A 19,922-nucleotide genomic window follows, 5' to 3' on the forward strand; every position below is an offset into this window, starting at 1 on the left:
ACTGCACACCACCTCTCTGGCTCCTCGGGCCGGACCGGGCGGACCAAGATCCACCAGGCGGCCGCCTGATTGCTCGCGTACGAGACTACGGGGACTTCGGCAAATCGAGCAAGGTATTTTTGACCTGCGGTTTTGTGGGCCACTTCACCAAGATCGCGGGGAACCCGCGCCGTTCCGACCGCGTCGAAACTCTCGGGAGAGCTGCGGGACGATCAGTCCGAAACGCGGACGAGCCCCTCCTGCATCACGGACACCACCAATTCCCCCGAACGGGTGAACACCTGCCCCCGGGCGAGCCCGCGTGCGCCCCCTGCGAACGGGGTGTCCTGGTAGTAGAGCAGCCAGTCGTCGGCGCGGAACGGGCGGTGGAACCACATCGCGTGGTCGAGGCTGGCGCCCATCGTCCGCTTGTCGCCCCACGCGAGGCCGTGGTTGAGCAGGACGGTGTCCAGGAGCGTCATGTCGGACGCGTACGTCATCAGGCACACGTGCAGCAGCGGGTCGTCCGGGAGTTCCCCGTCGACCTTCAGCCACACCTTCGACTCCGGCGTGGCCAGCGCCGGATCCTTGGCGGCCTCCCAGGTCAGCGGGGTGGCGTGCCGGATGTCGATGGGCCGCCGGTTCACGAACTCCTCGGCGCCGCGCCGTCCGAACAGGGGCGTGAGCCGGGTGAGCGAGTCGGGGAGCGTCTCCGGGTCGGGCGCGTCCGGCATCGGCGCCCGATGCTCCGGGCCGTCCTCGACGATCTGGAACGACGCGGACAGCGTGAAGATCGCCTTGCCGTGCTGGACGGCGGTGACGCGGCGCGTGGTGAAGGACCGGCCGTCGCGGACCCGGTCGACCGTGTAGACGATCGGGACGAGCGGGTCGCCCGGCCGCAGGAAGTAGGCGTGCAGCGAGTGCACGGGGCGGTTGACCGGGACGGTGCGGCCGGCGGCGACGAGCGCCTGCCCGGCGACCTGCCCTCCGAAGACGCGTTGCCGCCGCTCCTCGGCCGTGCGGCCGCGGAAGATGTCGTTCTCGATCTGCTCCAGGTCCAGCAGGTCCAGCAGAGCCTTCAGAGTCTCCTTCACGCCCGACAGTCTCCCTCATCCGGCCGTGTGACCGGCCTCTCACCCTGGCCCGGAGGGCCCGTTCAGACGCCGCAGAGGCCGAGGACGGCGTCGCCGTAGCGGTCCAGCTTGACCTTGCCCACACCCGGGATCCGGGCGAGTTCCTCCCGCGACTCGGGCCGGTGCTCCGCGATGGCCTGCAGCGTCGCGTCCGTGAACACGACGTACGCGGGGATCCGCTGCTCGGCCGACACCTCGGCGCGCCAGTCCTTGAGGGCGGCCAGCAGCTCCTCGTTCAGCTCGGCCGGGCAGTCCTCGCAGCGGCCCAGCTTGCGCTCGACGGCCGCGGTCAGCGGGCGTCCGCACACCCGGCACGGCTGCGGCCCCTTCGCCGGACGCCGCTTCGCCGACCGGTCGAGCCGGGCCGGGGTGTGCGTCGCGGTCTTGCCGGTGAGGCCGTCCAGGAACCGGGACGGGCGCCGCGCCTGCGCCCCGCCCGGCGACCGCGACAGCGCCCACGACAGGTGCAGGTGGGCGCGTGCCCGGGTGACGCCCACGTAGAGCAGGCGGCGCTCCTCCTCCACCTGGGCGGGCGTCTTGGCGTAGATGATCGGGACGGTGCCCTCGGCGAGGCCCACGAGGAACACCGCGTCCCACTCCAGGCCCTTCGCGGCGTGCAGGGACGCGAGGGTGACGCCTTCCAGCGGCGGCGCGTGCTGGGCGGCGGCGCGCTCCTCCAGTTCGGCGACGAACTCGGGCAGCCCCGCCCGCGGGTCGTCGGCGGCCATGTCCTCGGCGAGCTGCGCCAGCGCGGCCAGCGACTCCCACCGCGCGCGCGCAACGCCGGCCCCTTCGGGCGGGCGGTCGGAGAACCCCGCGCCCGACAGCACGTGCCGCACCGTCCGGATCAGCCCGGTGCCGTCGGTCTCGGCGTCGGCGCCCGCGCGGGCCGCGCCCCGCAGCCGCACGACCGCCTCGCGCACCTCGGGCCGTTCGAAGAACCGCTCCGCGCCCCGCAGGACGTACGGGACGTTCGCGGCGGCGAGCGCCGACTCGTACGTCTCCGACTGCGCGTTCGTCCGGAACAGGATCGCGATCTCGCGGGACGGGACGCCCTCGTCGACGAGCTTGCGGACGCGCCGCGCGGTGTCGTCGGCCTCGGCGATCTCGTCGTCGTACTCGTTGAACAGCGGCGCGGGGCCGTCCGGGCGCTGCGCCACCAGCTCCAGCGCGTGCCCGGACGCGGGCGCCCGCCCGAGCAGCCCGTTCGCCAGCCCCACCACCTGCGGCGTCGACCGGTAGTCGCGGACGAGCCGGACGACCTTGGCGCCGGGGTGGTCGGCGGTGAAGTTCAGCAGGTGGGCGGCGCTCGCGCCGGTGAACGAGTAGATCGTCTGGTTGGGGTCGCCGACGACGCAGATGTCGTCGCGGTCGCCGAGCCAGGTGTCGAGCAGCATCTTCTGCAGCGGGTTGACGTCCTGGAACTCGTCGACGACGAAGTACCGGTACTGGTCGCGGACCTGGTTGGCGACCTCCCGGTGCTCGGTCAGCACGGCGGCGGTCAGCTCGAGCATCCCCTCGAAGTCGAGCAGGTTGCGCTGCCGCCGCAGCTCCTCGTACATCGCGTACGTCCGGGCCACGTCGGCGATCTCGACGGACGGCCGCCGCGCCGCCCGCGCGGCCGCCGCCGCGTAGTCCTCGGGGCGGTGCTGCGTGACCTTCGCCCACTCGATCTCGCCCGCGACGTCCCGCAGCTCGCCGCCGCCCAGCGACACGCCGATCTCGCGCGCCGCGTCCGCGACCACCCGGATCTTGGACTCCAGGATCTTCGGCGGCTCGCCCCCGACCACGCGCGGCCAGAAGTAGGTGAGCTGCCGCAGCGCCGCCGCGTGGAACGTGCGGGCCTGCACGCCGGGCGCGCCGAGCGCCCGCAGCCGCCCGCGCAGCTCCCCCGCGGCGCGGGTGGTGAACGTCACGGCCAGCACCCGCTGCGGGGCGACCACGCCGGACCGCACCGCGTACGCGATGCGGTGCGTGATCGCCCGCGTCTTGCCCGTCCCGGCCCCCGCCAGGACGCACACCGGCCCCCGTACCGCCTCCGCGACGGCCCGCTGCTCGGGATCGAGTCCCTCCAGCACCGACTCCAACGACATCCCCCCATGTTCGCAGCAGTCACCGACCGGGTCGGCCCGTCCCGCGCATTGTGGACGGCCGATGTCCGCACGGAATGAGAATCGGGCATCTAGTGTTCTTCCGTACGCGCGATCTCGCGCGACCGTAGGAACGACGAGGGAGGACGACGCACCGATGGCGACGCCCACCGCCGACCGGGCCGAGGTGCCCGCCGGGCAGCTCACCATGTACACGACGACCTGGTGCGGCTTCTGCCGGCGCCTCAAGAGCCAGCTCGCCCGGGACGGGATCGAGATGGTCGAGATCGACATCGAGCGCGACCCGAAGGCCGCCGAGTTCGTGATGAGCGTGAACGGCGGGAACCAGACGGTTCCGACGGTCACGATCTCGGGCTCCGACATCGTCCTCACCAACCCGAGCGCGAAGGAAGTCAAGCGCCACCTGGCGGAACTCGCCGCCGGGGCCTGATCCCACCGCGTTGCGAAGGCCCGCCGACCGCCGGAACCCGAGCCCGGTCGGCGGGCCTTCGGCGTCCGCGCGGACCCCGGGGTCAGAACGGGGGCATGTTGGGGAGTTCGCCGCCGTACCAGCGCATGATGAGCTGGGCGGCGATGGACAGCGGGCCCGGGGCGACGATGTCGCCCGCGTCGAGCGCGGAGCGCAGGTCGTCGCGGGTGTACCAGGCGGCGTCCACGATCTCCTCCTGGTCGGGGCGCAGCGCGGTCTCGTCGGTCGCGGCGGTGAAGCCGAGCATGAGGCTCTGCGGCATCGGCCACGGCTGGCTGCCCAGGTACCGGACGTCCCGGACGTGCAGGCCGACCTCCTCGTGGACCTCGCGGGCGACGGCCTGTTCGAGGGACTCGCCGGGTTCGACGAACCCGGCGAGGATCGAGCGGCGGTCGGCGGGCCACTGGGGCCCGCGGGCGAGCAGGACGCGGTCGTCCGGATCGGTGACGAGCATGATCACGGCCGGGTCGACGCGGGGGAACTGCTGGGCGCCGTCGCGGGGGCAGACGCGGACGTGCCCGCCCTGCGCCACGCGCGTCCCGGCGCCGCAGCGGGGGCAGAACCGGTGGGTGGCGTGCCAGTGCTGGAGCGCGACGGCGTGGGTGAGCAGCCCGGAGTCGCGGTCGCCGAGGACGGCGCCGACGCGGCGCAGGCCGGCCCGGTCGGCGCCCTCGACGGCGACGTCTCCCGCGACCGCGAAGTAGGCGGTGCCGTCGGCGTCGACGCCGAGGAAGAGGCGGTCGCCGTCGGGGGCCTGGGCGGGCGGGACGAAGACGAGCGCGGGCGCGGGCTCGTGGACGACCGGGGCGCGGCCCTCGTGCACCGCCAGGACGCGGGTGCGCGGGTCGTCCCAGGCCGCGGCGAGCCAGGCGTCGTCGCGGCGCCGCTCGGCGGCCCGGTCCAGGGTGCCGCGCGCGAGCGCCAGCCATTCGAGCGGGCCGTCGGTCACCGTCATGTGTCTCCCCCTGTTCGTGTCGCCGCGGGCCGTGCCGGCGGCGGCGCGGTCGGCGCCGCCGCCGGTGGTGTCAGCGCAGTGCGGCGGCGAGTTCTTCCCACAGGTGCGCGGCGGTCTCGGCGCCCTTGAGCAGCAGCGGGATCTCGGCCTTCTCGTTCGGTGCGTGGATGCGGTCGTCGTCCAGCCCGACCGCGACGAAGATGAGCGGCGCGTCGAGGACGTCGGCGAGGTCGGCCTCGGGGCCGCTGCCGCCCTCGCGGGTGAACAGCACCTCGCGGCCGAAGGCGCGCTCCATGGCGCGGCGGGCGGCGAGCACGCCGGGCGAGTCGATCGGCGAGAAGCAGGGCCGGACGCCGCCGCCGGGGATCCGCACCTCGGCCTCGACGCCGGGCGGGGTGCGCTCGGCGACCCAGGCGCGGAACGACTCCTGCACCTTGCCGGGGTCCTGGCCGGCGACGAGCCGGAACGAGATCTTGGCGTGGGCCTCGCGGGGGACGATCGTCTTGCCGCCGGCGCCGGTGTGCCCGCCCCACATGCCGTTGATCTCGGCGGTGGGGCGCGCCCAGACGCGTTCGAGGGTCGTGTAGCCCTTCTCGCCGTGCGGGGCGCGGCTGTTCCCGGCGGTGCGGAGCCACTCGGCCTCGTCGAACGGGAGTTTCGCGAACAGGGCGCGCTCGTCGGCGGTCAGCGGGACGACGTCGTCGTAGAAGCCGGGGAGGGTGACGCGCTCGTCGGCGTCGTGCAGGCCGGCGAGGAGCGCCGCCATCGCGTGCAGCGGGTTCGGGACGGCGCCGCCGAACGAGCCGGAGTGCAGGTCGGTGGCGGGGCCGCGGAGGGTGACCTCGGCCTCGGTGAGGCCGCGCATGCCGGTGCACATGGACGGGACGTCGGCGGCCCACATCGTGGTGTCGCTGATGACGACCGCGTCGCAGGCGAGGCGGTCGCGGTGCGCGCGCAGCAGGTCGGCGAAGTGCAGGGAGCCGGACTCCTCCTCGCCCTCGACCAGGAGCTTCACGGTGACGGGCGGGGCCTGCGCGCCGGTCGCGGCGAGCAGGGCGCGGAGCCCGAGGGTGTGGAAGAAGACCTGGCCCTTGTCGTCGGACGCGCCGCGGCCGATGAGGCGGTCGCCGTCCTCGACGGGGGCGAACGGGTCGGTGTCCCATGCGTCGAGGGGTTCGACGGGTTGGACGTCGTGGTGCCCGTAGACGACGACGGACGGGGTGTCCGGGTCGGCGGCGGGCCATTCGGCGAACACGGCGGGCAGTCCGGGCGTGTCCCAGACCTCGACGGTGGGCCAGCCCTGGCCGCGCAGGTGGTCGGCGAGCCAGGCGGCGGACCGGCGGACGTCGCCGGCGTGGGCGGGGTCGCCGGAGACGGACGGGATCGCCAGCCATTCCTTGAGGTCGGCGACGAACCGGTCGCGCTCGCCGCGGATGTATCCGACAACGTCGATGTTCTCGACTGCGTCGTTCACGTGCCATGCCCCTTTGCATGTCGTCGTACTGTCGTGCACAGTACGGGATCGCCGCACTCGCCCACGGGAGGGCCTCTTGATCCTCATCGATCCGCCGCTGTGGCCGGCGCGCGGCCGGGTGTGGTCGCACATGGTCAGCGACGTGTCGTACGCGGAGTTGCACGCGTTCGCCGAGGAACTCGGGATGCCGCCGCGCGCGTTCGACCGCGACCACTACGACGTCCCGTCCGAGTTGTACCAGGCGGCGGTCGTGCAGGGGGCGGTACCGGTGGGCTGCCAGGAGTTGCTGTCGCGTCTGACGCGTGCGGGGCTGCGCCGCCGCAAGGTCGTGCGGGAGTCGCTGCGCGCGCGCTCGGCCGTGGCCGATGCGTCAGGTTTTCAGTAGGGCCAGTTCCGTCTGGATGTTGTGCCGTGCGGCCTCCTCGAAGCGCGCGCGGGCCGGCGGCGTGTTGAACAGGGACGGCAGCGCGAGCAGGGACTCGAGCACCTGCGCGCGTCCGGCCCGGTAGAGCTCCTCGGGGACGAACGCGTACTCCTCGCGGACGGCGGCGGCGTAGGCGGCGTACGCGTCGGGTGCGGCGCCGAGGATCGCGAGGTCGGCGTCGCACAGCACCCGGCCGTCGCGGTCGCCGGGGTCGGGCGCGTGCGCGGCGGTCAGCTCGACGAGCCGGACGACCCGGGCGACGTCGCCCGGGGGCAGGTCGGTGTCGGTGAGCATGCGGTCGGCGAGGCGGGCGCTGCGCTCCTCGTTGTCGGCGCGCTCGGGGTCGTAGACGGCGTCGTGGAACCAGGCGGCGAGCCGCACGACGTCGGGGGACGCGGCGTGGTCGGCGAGCTCGTCCACGAGGTCGAGGACGGCGGCGAGGTGCTCGCGGGTGTGGTAGCGGCGGTGCGGTTCGCCGTAGCGGGCGTCGAGCTCGGCGCCGATGTGCCGGGTGTGCGGCCCGGCCAGCGCGACCCACCGCTCGATGAGGTCCATGGGCCCATCTTGGCGGATCCGGGGACGGCGGGAGACACGCGGTGCCATCGTTCTTGCCCGCGGGGTGCCGTGCCGCCACTATGGTGGGCGATCTGGAGTTAGGCAAGGCTTACCTCATTGGAAAGGCCCCCTCGTGGCCGCCTCCCTCTACCTGGCCGCCGGCAAGGCGACCGACTCGGTGACGCACGGGTTCCTGCCCGCCGCCGGACGCCTGGGGCTGGACGTGGTCCTGCTCACCGACCGTCCCGCCGAGCACGCGGACGCCCCGGCGCCGGTCCGCGCGGTCGTCGAATGCGACGTCTCCGACTTCCGGGACGTCATCGACCGGATCGACCGGACCGCCGCGCCCGGGACGCCCGCCGGGGTGTTCTCCAACAGCGACTTCCTCCAGGCTCCGGCCGCCCTGGCCGCCGCGTACTTCGGGCTGCCCGGCAAGGACTGGCGGGCGGCCGCGCGGGCGAAGAACAAGGCGCTGGCCCGCCGCCACCTCGCGCACCTCGACCCCGTCTTCTCCGCGGACGCCCGCGCGGTCCCGGCGGACGCGCCGTACCCGCTGGTCGTCAAGCCGCGCGAGGGCGTCGCCAGCGAGGACGTCCTGCTGGTGCGGGACGCGGCCGAGCTGCGGGCCCGCGTCGCGGAGATCGGCGCGCGGCGCGCGGACCCGCTCGTCGCCGAGGAGTACCTGCCCGGGACGCTGCACACCCTGGAGACCCTCGGGGACGGGCACGAGGTGCGGGTGCTCGGGTCGTTCCGCACGGACGTGTCCCCGCCGCCGCACTTCGTGGAGGAACGCCTCGAATGGGCGCCTCCTCCCCCGGAGACGCCGCAGGTCCTCGCCCAGCTGGAGGCGCTCGGCGCGGGGTTCGGCGCGTGCCACACCGAGTTCGTCGTCCACGCGGGCCGCGCCCGGATCATCGAGGTGAACTACCGGCTGATCGGCGACCACTGCGACTTCCTGCTCGCCGACCTGCTGGGCGTCCCGCTGCACGAGCAGATCCTCCGGGCGCACCTCGGGGAGCGCCTGGCCCCGGCCGTCCCGCGCCCGCGCGGGCACGCGGTCGCCGAGCCGGTCATCGCCGACCGCCCCGGCCGGCTGGCCGCCGCGCCCGGCCCCGTCGAACTGGACGACGGCGGCGTGCGGCTCGCGTACCGGCCGCAGCGCGCCGTCGGCGACGAGGTCGCCCTCACCCGGACGAACCGGGACTACCTGGGCACCGTGCGCGCGATCGGGCCGGACCCGGACGGCGTCCGGGCGGCCCTCGCCCGCTTCCGCGCCGCCCACGAGTGGACGATCGCGTGACCGGGGGCGACGCCGCGTCCCCGGGCTCCCCCGCCGCCGGTCCCGGCCCCGCCCGCGCCGCCGTCCCCGCCGACCCGGAGGGGCCGCTCGCGGCGCGCGTCCTGGACGCCCTGCTGCGGGAGGACTACGCGGGCCTGCGGGGGCTCGTCCGGGGGCGGACCCTGCGGTTGCCGAGCCGTCCCGTACGGCTCGTGGAGGCGCGCCCCGCGTTCCTGTCGGAAGTCCGGGTGGACCCGGCGCAGGGGCTCACCCTGGACGACGTCTTCCGCGCCGTCCGGGTCCTCGCCCACCCCACGGACGACGTCGCCGCGTTCGAGCGCGAATGCCGGGACGCGCTGGCCGTCGCCGAGCTGCACCTGGCCGCGCGCCCCGCCGTGTACCGGCGGCTCGCCCGCGTCCCGGACGCGCTCCGCACCGGGCCGGGCACGTTCTACGAGACCCTCGCCGCGTACGGCGGGCACCCGGTGCACCCGACGGGCCTCGGCCGGGCGGGCCTCGGCCCGGCCGACCTGAGCCGGTACGCGCCCGAGTTCGGTCCCGCGTTCCCGCTGCGGTGGGCGTCCGTCCGGGACGCGGTCCTCGCGGGCGACCCGCCGCCGTGGTGGCCCGCGCCGTCCGACGTCGGGCTGCCGCCCGGCGGGGCGCTGTTCCCCGTGCACCCGCTCGCCGCGCCGCACGTCCGCGAGCAGCCCGGCGCCGTCCTCGCACCGGACCCGTACCTGCGGGTCGCGCCGACGCTGTCGATGCGGACGGTCGCCGCGGCGCCGCTCGAGCACGTGAAGGTGCCGCTGCCGACGAGCACGCTCGGGCTGCGGAACCGCCGCACGATCGTGCCCGGCACGCTGCCGGACGGCGCGCTCGTCGAGCGGATCCTGCGGCGCGTCCTCGACCGCGAACCGTCCCTGCCCGTCCTGCTGGCGGACGAGCAGACGTACGGGCACGCGCAGAACCCGCTGCTGGGCTACCTCGTAAGGCGCTTCCCACCCGAGACGGCGCGCGCGCACGTCGTCCCAGTCGCGGCGTTACTGGCCGAGGCACCCGAACACGGTCACGTCATCGAACGCTGGGACGTCGAGTCCCTCTTCGCCTCCTACCTCGACGCACTGTTCTCCTGGAACGTCACCCTGTTCCGCTACGGCATCGCCCTCGAAGCGCACCAGCAGAACGTGTCGCTCGTCCTCGGCGACGGCCCGCTCCGCCTCCTGCTCAAGGACAACGACGGCGCGCTCATCGACCCGGTCCGGCTCCGCGAACGGCTCCCGCCCGTCCCGGACGCCGACCCGCGCGACCTCATCGACCGCCGCATGACGACCCGCGACCCGGACGCCCTCGCCCGCGTCTTCGTCACGATCACCCTGCACCTGTGCGCGGCGGCGCCCGCCGTCGGCCTCGCCGAGCGCGGCCTGCTCCCCTGGCGGACGGGCCGCGCGCTCGTCCGCGACCGGCTCGCCGCCGCGCTCGGACCGGGCGACGCGTTCCTGCGCTCGCGCACCCTCGACGCCGCCGCGCTGCCGGGCAAGGCCATGGTCACCGCCGGAACCCTCGTCGCCAAGGCCAGGACCGGCTCCGCCGACATCAACAAGCACTACGGCCCGGCCGGGCCCAACTACCTACGGGACACCACGTGCTGCTGACCGACCCCGCCCTCTCGGCCGACGACGCCACCGCGACGGCACTGCTGAACTGCCTGATCCGGGAGGTGTGCGCGCCCGAGCAGCAGGTCCGCGCGGACGGCCGGCGCCTCGTCGTCCGGCTGCCGCGGGCGGGCGTCGTCCTGCGCGCCCGCCTGGCCCGGCCGCCCGCCGGCCCCACCTACCGGCTCGAACCGCCCTACGAGGAGCGGCGCGGCGACGCCTGGACGCCCGCGCCGTGGCGCCGGCTCGCCGACCTCGTCGCCGGCGAGCTCGAACTCGCGACCGGGCGCGCGAACCCCGAGTTCCTCGCCCAGGTGGACGACAGCCGCACCGCCCTCGCCGCGATCATCGAGGCGCGCGGGGACGCCTCCCCGCGGGACGACCCGTACATCGCGTCCGAGCAGTCGCTCGTCGCCGGGCACCGCTTCCACCCGTCCCCCAAGGCGCGGCAGGGCGCACCGGGCGACTGGCTCAAGTACGCGCCGGAGGCCCGCGCGCGCTTCCGGCCGCACTGGCTCGCCGTCCCCGAGGAACTCGTCGCCGAAGAAGGCGACCCGGACGCGTTCGCGACCCTGGAGAAGCACGGCCCGCCCCCGGGCCCCGGCCGCCGCCTCGTCCCCGCGCACCCGTGGCAGCTCACCCTGCTCTCCGACCGCCTGCACCGCGCCTTCCAGACCGGGCTGCTCACCGACCTGGGTCCGTCCGACGCCGAAGCCGTGCCGACCTCGTCCGTCCGGACCGTTTACCTTCCGGACGCCGACGTCTTCTGCAAGTTCAGCCTCGACGTGCGCATCACCAACTGCGTGCGCAAGAACGCCTGGTACGAACTGTCGGGCGCGATCGCACTGAACGACCTCCTGGCCCCGGTGTTCGCGGCCACGGACATGACGTTCCTGGCCGAACCCGCCTACCGCACCGTCACGCTCGCGGACCGCCGCCTGTACGAGGGCTTGGGCGTGATCCTGCGGCAGGGCGTCAAGCACCTGCCCGGTACACCGCTCCTCGCCGGCGCCCTGGCCGACCCCTACGGCACCCTCCTGCGCTCCTTCCCCGCCCTGTCGACCCCCGAAGGCGCACTCGCCTGGTGGGACGCCTACGTCGCCCACGTCGCGCCGCCCGTCCTGCGCGCGTTTCTGGAGCACGGGGTCGTCCTGGAGCCGCACCTGCAGAACGTCCTGGTCTGCGTCGACACCGACGGGACGCCGGTCCGCGCCGCGTTCCGCGACCTCGAAGGCACCAAGCTCGTCCAGGGCCGCCGGGACCTCTCCCACCTCCCACCCCGCGTCGCCGAGAGCCTCACCTACGCGCCCGACCGAGGCTGGAACCGCGTCGTCTACTGCCTGCTGATCAACCACCTCACCGAGATCGCCGCCGCCGTCGCCGACCTGCACCCCGACCTCGGCCTGTGGGCCGCCGCCCGCCGCCACTTCGCCGCCCACGGCCACCACCCGCAGGTCCGCGCGCTCCTCGCCGGGGTGCCGCTGCCCGCGAAGGCGAACCTGCGGACCCGCTGGTCCCGCGCCGCCGACCGCGGCGCCGCCTACGTCCCCGCCCCCAACCCCTTGGCGCGACCGCTGTGAACCTCGACGACGTCCCCGAACGGCTCCCCGCGTACGTGTACGACCTGCGCGGCCTGAACGACCACGTCGCGTCCGTCCGCGCGGCCCTCGGCCCCACCGAGCTCTACTACGCCGCGAAGGCCAACCCGGACCCGGAGATCCTCCGCACGGTCGCCCCCCACGTGGACGGCGTCGAAGTCTCCTCGGGCGGCGAACTGGCGCACGTCCGGGAGACGCTCCCGGACACCCCCCTGGCGTTCGGCGGCCCCGGCAAGACCGACGACGAACTGGCGCTGGCCCGCGACCTCGGCGTCGAACGCGTCCACGTCGAAAGCCCCCGCGAACTCGACCGCCTCGCCGCCCTCGGCCCCGCGGACGTCCTCCTCCGCGCGAACCTCCCGATCCCCACGGGGGACGCCGCCCTGCGCATGAGCGGCCCGTTCGGCATGGACGAGGCCGCGCTCGCCGAGTGCGCCCGCCGCATCCGCGCGACGGACCTCACCCTCCGCGGCGTCCACGCGCACCTCGCCTCCGGCCTCGACGCCCCCGCGATGCTCGACCTCGCGTCCCGCATCACCGCCTGGGCCCTCCCGTTCCTCGCCGACCACGGCGCGACCGACCCGGAGATCAACATCGGCGGCGGCATGGCCGTCGACTACACCGCCCCCGGCGCCCGCTTCGACTGGGAGACCTACGGCGCGGGCCTGCCCGCGCACGTCCGCCTGCGCGTCGAACCCGGCCGCGCCCTCACCGCGTACCACGGCTGGTACGTCACGGACGTCCTCGACGTGAAGACGACCCGCGGCGAGACCTACGCGATCCTGCGCGGCGGCACCCACCACCTGCGGACCCCCGTCACCAAGGGCCACGACCAGCCCTTCGACGTCCTGACCTCGACCGCCGCCCCGACCACCCGCGCCACCCTCGTCGGCCAGCTCTGCACCCCGAAGGACGTCTTCGCGAGCGACGCCCCCGTCCCGCCCCTGTCACCCGGCGACGTCATCGCCTTCGCCATGGCCGGCGCCTACGCCTGGAACATCTCCCACCACGACTTCCTGATGCACCCGAAACCCACCTTCCACTACCTCCCCTGACCGGCCGGGCGGCCGGTCGTCATCGGGGGGTGCCGTGCCAGCGCCAGGTTGTGGGGCGGGGGCGGCCGGGGAGGTCGGTGCGGCCCGTGGCCCACAGGAGCGTCGGCCACGGGGGCGTGTCGTGCGGGGCGTCCGGGAACAGGCGGGCGAGCGTGCGGGCGCATACGCCGGCGGGCGGGTCGTACGGGGCTTCGAGGCCCTCGATCAGGTCGCGGGTGTGGACGAGCGTCTCCACGATGCCCATCGCCGCGAAACCCTCGGGGTCGGACGCGCCGTAGACGTGGTAGGCGCGGACGTCCGGCGGGGTGACGCGCACCTTCGCGACGAGCAGTGCGCCGCACGCCTCGAAGACCTGGAGGAGGCCGTCCGGGCCCGCGGCGGGGTCGGCGCGGACGATGGTGGAGGGCGCGGCGGGCCGGCGGGCTTCGCGCGCGAACGGCACGTTGCCGTCCATGGGCGGCGTCCGGGGGCCCAGGTTCATGGCGTAGAGCGTGATCGCGTTGCACATGTGCTCGACGGTCTCCCAGCGGGTCCAGTCGAGCGAGGCGGGGTCGCCGTCCCAGGCGGACGGCGGCACCGCGCGGAGGGCGGCGAGCGCGGTCTGGACGGCGGTGTCGAGGTCGTCCGGGGTCACCGGTTCATGTGCTGGCATCGCCGTCACCCTAGCCTTTGCGGGCCGTTGAACTTTCCGTCTAACGGGTATGGCAACCTTCCCGACAAAGGAGATATCGGTGCTGGAGCGGGTGCGTTCGTTCGCGAGCCAGGGAGTACGGGCGGCGCGCGCGGTCCGGGACGTGGGCGCGCTGCGCCCCGTCCGCCCGGACCGGGCGGTCCGGATGCCGCTGGCCTACTTCCGCTACGGGCCCGTCCCGGCGACGATCGGGGCGATGTCGGCGCTGCGGTGGCCCGACCGGACGGCGGTCGTGGACGAGCGCGGCACGCTCACCTACGCGGAGCTGGAGGGACGGGCGGCGGCGCTGGCCACGGCGCTGCGGGACCGGGTGCGCGACGGCGACCGGATCGGGATCCTGTGCCGCAACCACCGGGGGTTCGTCGAGGCGGTGCTCGCGGCGACCAGGCTCGGCACCGACGTGGTCCTCCTCAACACCGACTTCTCCGCGAAGCAGCTCGCGGACGTCGCCGAGCGCGAGGGCGTCGCGCTGCTCGTCCACGACGAGGAGTTCGGGCCGGTCGTGGACGGCGCCGGGTTCGGCGGGGCGCGGATCCTCGGCTGGACGGACGCGCCCGCCCCCGAGTCGATCGACGCGCTGGTCGAGGGGACGGACGCCGAACCGCTGAAGCCCCCGCGGACCGGCAACGTGATCATCATGACGTCCGGGACGACGGGCACCCCGAAGGGCGCGCGGCACGAGATGTCGGTCGCGGCGCTGATCCCGGCCGCGCTGACGCACCTGATGCGCGTCCCGGTCCGGTCGGGCGCGCCGATCGTGGTCACGCCCCCGCTGTTCCACCTGCTCGGGTTCGCGTACTCGACGGTGGGGCTCGGCATGGGGATGCCGCTGGTGCTGGCGCGGCGCTTCGACGCCGCGCGGGCGCTGCGGCTCATCGCGGACACGGAGGCGGAGGCGCTCGTGGCCGTCCCGGTCATGCTGCAGCGCATCCTGGACGCCCCGGACGTGCCCGTGCCGTCGCTGCGGGTCGCCGTCTGCGGCGGGTCGGCGCTGCACCCGCACGTGTCGGACGCGTTCATGGACCGCTTCGGCGACGTCCTGATCAACGTGTACGGGGCGACGGAGATCGGCTGGGCGACGATCGCGACCCCGGACGACCTGCGGGCGGCGCCCGGCACGGTCGGACGCCCGTCGCTGCGGCTGACGATCCGGATCCTCGGCGAGGACGGGCGCGAGCTGCCGCCCGGGGAGCCCGGCGAGATCTTCGTCGGCGGCGGGCTGCGGTTCGCCGGCTACACCGGGGGCGGCGGCAAGGAGGTGCGGGACGGCCTGACGAGCACCGGCGACCTGGGCCACTTCGACGACGCGGGGCGGCTGTTCGTCGACGGGCGCGCCGACGACATGATCGTGTCGGGCGGGGAGAACGTGTTCCCCGGCGAGGTCGAGGCGCTGCTCGGCGGGCATCCGGGCGTCGCGGACGCGTCGGTGACCGGGGTGGACGACGCCGAGTTCGGGCAGCGCCTCGCCGCGTACGTGGTGCGGGCGCCCGGCGCCGGCGTCGGCGCCGACGACCTCAAGGCGTACGTCAAGGAGCATCTCGCGCGGTACAAGGTGCCCCGGGACGTCCACTTCGTCGACGAGCTCCCCCGCACCAGCACCGGGAAGGTCAAGGCGAAGGCACTGCGCGGCTGACGCCGGGGATCTTACGGATGTCGAACGGAGCCGCCGCTCCCCCCGCCGCGCCCGGTCCGCCCGGCCAGCGTCCCCCGGAGCTGCGCGTGGCCGCCGGACCGGCACGCGGGGGCGCGCCCGCAGCGCGCGCACGCACCGGCCGCCGCCGCGCGCCCGGGCGCGCCCGGCTAGGCGGCGCGGCGCTTGGCGGCCATGCAGATGCGGGCGAGGTCGTTCAGGGCGTCCGCGCGGCGCTCGTCCAGCGGCCGGTCGTCGCCCGGCGCGGCCTCGGCGAGGGTGTCGATGACCAGGGAGAACAGCGGCCATTCGGCGGGGCCGATGGCGCCCTGGAAGTCGACGCCGTCGGCGAGGTCGTCGACGTCGAGGTTGCGCGCGAAGGCGGCGAGGGCGGCCTCGGCCGCCACCACGCCGATGCGCATCGCCAGCGCGGCCGGCTCGCGCTCCAGGGGCCGGTCGAGGGGAAGGGTGCTGGAAGACATGCGCGACAACATAGAACACACGAGCGAGCGACGTCGAACGTTTGCTCGAAAAAGCGGCCCGTGTCGCGCCCGGAACGCCGGACGGCTCCGGGTTTGTTCTCCGTCAGCCGGCGATGGCGTGCAGGAAGAGCAGCGAGTGCGTGAAGTGCAGCTCGCCGTCGCGTTCGCTCGGCCGCATCCCGGTCGGGGGCCCGCCGCCCAGTTCGTCCCGCAGTTCGCGGCGGATCGGCTCCCGCACGTCCTCGGGCGCGCCGGTGAACGCGAGCCACGGCTCCAGCGGACGGACGACGTCGAACCGCTCGGCGCGCTTCACCTCGGCGCCCGCGCCGGTGACCAGCTCGACGACCTGCGACTCGGTGAGGATCGTCCCGTGCGAGGGGTCGCGGAGCCGCTCGATCCGGTCGGGGTCGCCGTCGAGGTCGTCGGGGCGGACGAGGTCGGCGACGAAGAGCGCCGCGCCGGGCCGGCTGACCCGCTCCATCTCCTTCACGACGGCCTTCGGGTCGGCCGTCTGGTGCAGGGAGAAGCGCGTCACGACGAGGGTGAACGACCGGTCGAGGAAGGGCAGGGCGGCGGCGTCGCCGTGCGCGAAGGTGACGTTGGTGACCCCCTCGCGGTCGACGGCGCGCTTGCCCTCGGCGAGCATCGCGGGCGTCAGGTCGAGGGCGGTGACGTGCCGGACGCGCCGGGCGATCGCCCGCGACACCAGCGCGGTGCCGGCGGCGACCTCCAGCACGTTGTCCTCGAGGTCGATCTCGGGGTCCATGAACCGGACGAGCCGGTCCAGATGCCGGGTGAACGCCTCGTTGCGGGCCGGGTCGGCGAACCCGGCCGCCTGCTTGGAGAACTCGCGGACCACCTTCTCGTCATGGGACTCCGTCATGCCGCAGCCTCCCTCGTCGGTTCCCCGGATCATCCCCGAAAGCACCGCCGGTGAACAGAGCCCCGTGACGTCGATCACCCGGCGGGTCAGCCCGCGGGGACGCCGTCCAGCAGCGCCGCGAGACCGCGGGCGTCCAGCAGGTCGGCCGGGCGGACGGTGACGCCCGCGCGCACGTAGTGGAACGCGGCGCTCACCCGCTCGACCGGGACGCCCGCGAGCTGCGCCCACGCGACCCGGTACGCGGCGAGCTGGACGGCCGCGTACCGCGCGTCGTCGCCCGACGGGGGCCGCCCGGTCTTCCAGTCGACGACCTCGTAGCCGCCGTCGGAGGACCGGAACACCGCGTCCATCCGGCCCCGGACCAGCCGGTCGCCGATGATCGTCTCGAACGGCACCTCGATGTCCAGGGGCTCGCGCGCCGCCCACCGCGACGCCTCGAACGCCTCCCGCAGCCGCTCGAAGTCGGCGTCGTCGGCCGCGCCCTCGTCCGCCGCGCCGGGCAGCTCGTCCGGGTCGAGGAGGCGCTGCTGCCCCCAGCGCCCCTCGAGCCAGGAGTGGAACGCGGTGCCGCGCCGCGCGTAGGGGGCGGGCGGGCGCGGCATCGGGCGGCGGATCTGCCGGGCGAGCGCGGCGGGGTCGCGGGCGAGCGCCACCAGCGACGACACCGACAGGTGCCCGGGCAGCTCGACGAGCGTGCCGTCGCCGCCGCGGCCGCGGTCCCGCTCGGCCAGCAGCAGCTCGACGTCGCGCGCCCACGCCGACATGCGGGCCCGGTCGGCGTCGGCGAGGCCGTCGGCGCCCGCCCAGTGCAGGACGCGGCCCGCCATCGCGTCCTCGACCATGCGGGCGCCCTCGACGACGGCCTCGTACCGCTCCCGCGCGGACAGGTCGCTCTGCCCGCGCTCGCCCGGCGCCGCGGGCCACGGCGCCTCGTCGGGGTCGGCGAGCAGCGGGTTCGCCGCGTCCGCCGGCGGCCGGTCGGCCCACGCCACGATCTTCCCGGCGCCCGCCGCGCACACCTCCCGGACCTCCTCCAGGAACGGCGACGGCCCCAGCGGGCGGCCCGACGACCCCCACCAGTAGCCGGTGGCGATCAGCAGGGCGGACGCCCGCGTCACCGCGACGTACGCGAGCCGCCGCTCCTCGCGCACGTCCCGTTCGGCGCACGCCTGCTCGAACGCCGCGAGGTCGTCCTTCTCCAGGCCCGCGAGGTGCGGCAGGTCGGCGCGGTCGCCGCGCAGCGGGAACGGCAGGACGCGGGGGTTCGCGGTCCAGCGGGTGGCGTTCTGCGGCGGCGACGGGAAGATCGACCCCTTCGCCGGGTTCCCGTTCTTCTGCGCCGTGTACGCGAGCCCGGGGACGACCACGACCGGCCATTCCAGGCCCTTGGACGCGTGCACGGTCAGCAGCTTGACGCTGTCGGTCTCCCCCACGCGCCCGGCCTCGAGGCCGAACTCCTCGGTCTCGGCGGCCTTGAGGTAGGCGAGGAACGCGCCGAGGGTCGGGTCCTCGGCGTCCCCGGCGAACCGCGCGGCGGCGTCGATGAACGCGTCGAGGTCGGCGCGCGCGGTGACCGGGTCGAGCCCGGAGCGGGCCGCGACCTCGATGTCGAGCCCGAGCGCCCGCTCGACCTCGTTCACCAGATCGGGCAGCGGCAGCCCGACCTGCCCGCGCAGCGCCCGCAGCTCGTCGCGGAGCCGCCGCAGCCGCCCGTACCCCTCGGGCGAGTACGCGGCCGGGTCGCCCAGGTCGTCGAGGGCGTCCACGAGGCTGCCGGTCTCCTGGTTCAGCTCGCCGACGAGCTGCCGCAGCGGATCGTCCGGCCCCTCCGCGGCGGCCTCGCCGGACGGCCCGGCCCCCGGCGCCGCGCCCTCGCCGCTCTCGCCGCCGGACTCGCCGCCGCTCTCGTCCCGCGCGGGCGGCGGGGTCACGTCGCGCGCCTGCTCCTGAGCCAGCGCGCGCGCCCGCCGCCCCAGCGCGACGAGGTCGCGGGGGCCGAGGCGCCAGCGCGGCCCGGTGAGCAGGCGGGCCAGGGACGCCCCGGCCGACGGGTCGTGCATGACGCGCATCGTCGCGACGACGTCCTGGACCTCCGGGACGGTGAGCAGCCCGCCGAGCCCGACGACCTCGACGGGGATCGCGCGGGCCTCCAGGGCCCGCCGCAGCAGCGGGAACTGCGACCGCTTGCGGGCCAGCACGGCGATGTCGGAGCACCGCAGCGGCTCGGCCTGCGGCTCCCCGTCCGGCGCCGTGCCCGGGTCGGCGGCCAGCAGCGCCGCGATGCGGGCCGCGATGCGTTCGGCCTCCTCCTCGACGGTCTCGAACAGGGCGCACTCGACGCGGCCGCGGCCGTCCCGCCCGGCGCCCGGCACGAGGACCGGCACCGCCTTGGTGTCGGCGCGCAGCTCCTCCTGGATGCGGGCCGCCGCGTCGAGGATCCGCTCCCCGTTCCGGAACGACCGGCTCAACTGGACGACCGGCGCCGGAACCGGCCGCCGCCCCGCCTGCTCCCCCCGCCCGGCCGTCCCCGGCCGGCCGGGCGGGGACGGCTGCGCCGGGAAGTCGTACGCGAAGCGCAGCAGGTTGCCCGCGCTCGCGCCCCGCCACCCGTAGATCGACTGGCACGGGTCGCCGACGGCGGTGACCGGGTGCCCGCCCGCGAACAGCGACCGCAGCAGGACGAGCTGCGCCTGGCTGGTGTCCTGGTACTCGTCGAGCAGCACGACGGAGAACCGCGACCGCTCGATCATCCCGACCTCGGGATGCCGCGCCGCGATCCGGGCGGCCAGCGCCATCTGGTCGCCGTGGTCGATGACCTCCTTCGCCGCCTTCGCCCGCCCGTACGCCTCGATGAGCGGCATGAGCTGCTCGCGGACCGCCTGCTTGGCGAGGACGTCGCGCTGCGCCTTCAGCGGCTTGCGCAGCGCCGCGAACATCTCCTCCAGCCGCGCCCCGACACCCCGGACGTCGTCGGCCGTCCGCAGGTGCTCGGCCAGGTCGCCCGACAGCTCCATGACCGCCTTCGTGACGGTGTCGGGCGACCAGTCGATGCGGTCCATCGGCCCGTTGTAGGCGTCGACGACCCGGGAGCAGATCTGCCACGCGACCGCCGGGGAGATCAGCCGCATCGTGGGTTCGAGGGCCTCGCGGAGCGCGTGGTCGCCGAACAGCCGCGCCGCGTACGCGTGGTACGTCGACACCATCGGCTCGCCGTCGAACAGGGACTCGCCGCCGAGCCGCTCCAGCTCGTCCGCGGGGAGCACCTCCCGCAGCGCGTCGAGCCGCTTGCGGACGCGCGCGCCCAGCTCGGCGGCGGCCTTGCGGGTGAACGTGAGCCCGAGGACCCGCTCGGGCCGGACGAACCCGTTCGCGACGAGCCACACGACGCGCGCGGCCATCGTCTCGCTCTTGCCGGACCCGGCGCCCGCGACGACCGCCATCGGGGCCATCGGCGCCTCGATCACGCGGGCCTGCTCGTCGGTGGGCTCGGGGATCTCCAGCAGCCGCGCCAGCTCGGCCGGGGTGATCACCGAAGGCCCCCCGCGTCCG

16 protein-coding genes are annotated in these 19,922 nt (G+C 75.2%); 7 read left to right on the forward strand and 9 right to left on the reverse strand.

The annotated features are described in order from the left end of the window. Nucleotides 1-212: 212 nt before the first annotated feature. Together tesB and H505_RS0106010 are read right to left on the reverse strand one after the other, a co-directional pair. Nucleotides 213-1,073, reverse strand: coding sequence for an acyl-CoA thioesterase II (gene tesB, locus H505_RS0106005; protein WP_026401260.1), 861 nt, complete (start codon nucleotides 1,071-1,073; stop codon nucleotides 213-215). Nucleotides 1,074-1,135: 62 nt separating this feature from the next. After that, complete coding sequence (locus H505_RS0106010) at nucleotides 1,136-3,205, reverse strand: ATP-dependent DNA helicase UvrD2 (protein WP_026401261.1); 2,070 nt, start codon at nucleotides 3,203-3,205, stop codon at nucleotides 1,136-1,138. Nucleotides 3,206-3,359: 154 nt separating this feature from the next. On the opposite strand from H505_RS0106010, the gene H505_RS0106015 reads away from it, so the two are divergent. Beyond that, the gene (locus tag H505_RS0106015; protein WP_026401262.1) at nucleotides 3,360-3,653 is read left to right on the forward strand and encodes a mycoredoxin; all 294 of its coding nucleotides are present in this window, start codon (nucleotides 3,360-3,362) and stop codon (nucleotides 3,651-3,653) included. Between the two features lie 82 nt (nucleotides 3,654-3,735). Here H505_RS0106015 and nudC read toward each other — a convergent pair whose 3' ends face one another. Together nudC and H505_RS0106025 are read right to left on the reverse strand one after the other, a co-directional pair. Continuing rightward, nucleotides 3,736-4,647 (reverse strand): NAD(+) diphosphatase, encoded by a 912-nt coding sequence (gene nudC, locus H505_RS0106020; protein WP_026401263.1) that lies wholly within the window; start codon nucleotides 4,645-4,647, stop codon nucleotides 3,736-3,738. A 70-nt stretch (nucleotides 4,648-4,717) separates the two neighbouring features. Beyond that, nucleotides 4,718-6,100 carry a dipeptidase gene (locus H505_RS0106025; RefSeq protein WP_026401264.1) on the reverse strand — a complete coding sequence of 461 codons (1,383 nt, stop codon included), beginning with the start codon at nucleotides 6,098-6,100 and terminating at the stop codon, nucleotides 4,718-4,720. Nucleotides 6,101-6,197: 97 nt separating this feature from the next. Here H505_RS0106025 and H505_RS40045 point away from each other — a divergent pair, with 97 nt between their 5' ends. Further along, complete coding sequence (locus H505_RS40045) at nucleotides 6,198-6,506, forward strand: DUF4031 domain-containing protein (protein WP_034516847.1); 309 nt, start codon at nucleotides 6,198-6,200, stop codon at nucleotides 6,504-6,506. Here the strand turns inward: H505_RS40045 and H505_RS0106035 are convergent. Beyond that, nucleotides 6,492-7,100: an HD domain-containing protein gene (locus H505_RS0106035; protein WP_026401265.1), complete on the reverse strand. Its 609-nt coding sequence runs from the start codon at nucleotides 7,098-7,100 to the stop codon at nucleotides 6,492-6,494. The genes H505_RS40045 and H505_RS0106035 overlap by 15 nt on opposite strands. Nucleotides 7,101-7,233: 133 nt before the next feature. On the opposite strand from H505_RS0106035, the gene H505_RS0106040 reads away from it, so the two are divergent. From H505_RS0106040 to H505_RS0106055, 4 genes are read left to right on the forward strand one after another with little or no spacing between them, the layout of a single operon-like run. Continuing rightward, nucleotides 7,234-8,400: an ATP-grasp domain-containing protein gene (locus H505_RS0106040; RefSeq protein WP_026401266.1), complete on the forward strand. Its 1,167-nt coding sequence runs from the start codon at nucleotides 7,234-7,236 to the stop codon at nucleotides 8,398-8,400. Continuing rightward, nucleotides 8,397-10,034, forward strand: a complete 1,638-nt coding sequence (locus H505_RS50910) for an IucA/IucC family protein (RefSeq protein ID WP_211238402.1) — start codon at nucleotides 8,397-8,399, stop codon at nucleotides 10,032-10,034. The genes H505_RS0106040 and H505_RS50910 overlap by 4 nt, the downstream gene beginning before the upstream one ends. After that, nucleotides 10,025-11,614: an IucA/IucC family protein gene (locus H505_RS50915; protein ID WP_026401267.1), complete on the forward strand. Its 1,590-nt coding sequence runs from the start codon at nucleotides 10,025-10,027 to the stop codon at nucleotides 11,612-11,614. The genes H505_RS50910 and H505_RS50915 overlap by 10 nt, the downstream gene beginning before the upstream one ends. Beyond that, the gene (locus tag H505_RS0106055; RefSeq protein WP_026401268.1) at nucleotides 11,611-12,687 is read left to right on the forward strand and encodes a type III PLP-dependent enzyme domain-containing protein; all 1,077 of its coding nucleotides are present in this window, start codon (nucleotides 11,611-11,613) and stop codon (nucleotides 12,685-12,687) included. The genes H505_RS50915 and H505_RS0106055 overlap by 4 nt, the downstream gene beginning before the upstream one ends. A gap of 19 nt (nucleotides 12,688-12,706) precedes the next feature. Here the strand turns inward: H505_RS0106055 and H505_RS0106060 are convergent, their stop codons facing one another. Next, nucleotides 12,707-13,339, reverse strand: coding sequence for a maleylpyruvate isomerase N-terminal domain-containing protein (locus H505_RS0106060; RefSeq protein ID WP_026401269.1), 633 nt, complete (start codon nucleotides 13,337-13,339; stop codon nucleotides 12,707-12,709). 79 nt (nucleotides 13,340-13,418) lie between these two features. Here H505_RS0106060 and H505_RS0106065 point away from each other — a divergent pair, with 79 nt between their 5' ends. Continuing rightward, nucleotides 13,419-15,011, forward strand: coding sequence for an AMP-binding protein (locus tag H505_RS0106065; protein WP_245592447.1), 1,593 nt, complete (start codon nucleotides 13,419-13,421; stop codon nucleotides 15,009-15,011). A 167-nt stretch (nucleotides 15,012-15,178) separates the two neighbouring features. Here H505_RS0106065 and H505_RS0106070 read toward each other — a convergent pair whose 3' ends face one another. The 3 genes from H505_RS0106070 to H505_RS0106080 form a co-directional block, all read right to left on the reverse strand. Then, nucleotides 15,179-15,490: a hypothetical protein gene (locus H505_RS0106070; RefSeq protein WP_026401271.1), complete on the reverse strand. Its 312-nt coding sequence runs from the start codon at nucleotides 15,488-15,490 to the stop codon at nucleotides 15,179-15,181. A 103-nt stretch (nucleotides 15,491-15,593) separates the two neighbouring features. After that, a complete protein-coding gene (locus tag H505_RS0106075; protein ID WP_026401272.1) occupies nucleotides 15,594-16,373 on the reverse strand; it encodes a class I SAM-dependent methyltransferase in 780 nt (259 codons plus the stop codon). An 86-nt stretch (nucleotides 16,374-16,459) separates the two neighbouring features. Further along, entirely contained in the window at nucleotides 16,460-19,903 is a 3,444-nt protein-coding gene (locus H505_RS0106080) for an ATP-dependent helicase (protein WP_026401273.1), read from the reverse strand. Nucleotides 19,904-19,922 lie beyond the last annotated feature (19 nt).

It is taken from the genome of Actinomadura rifamycini DSM 43936, from assembly GCF_000425065.1.
In the GTDB taxonomy this organism is placed as follows: Bacteria; Actinomycetota; Actinomycetes; order Streptosporangiales; family Streptosporangiaceae; genus Spirillospora; species Spirillospora rifamycini.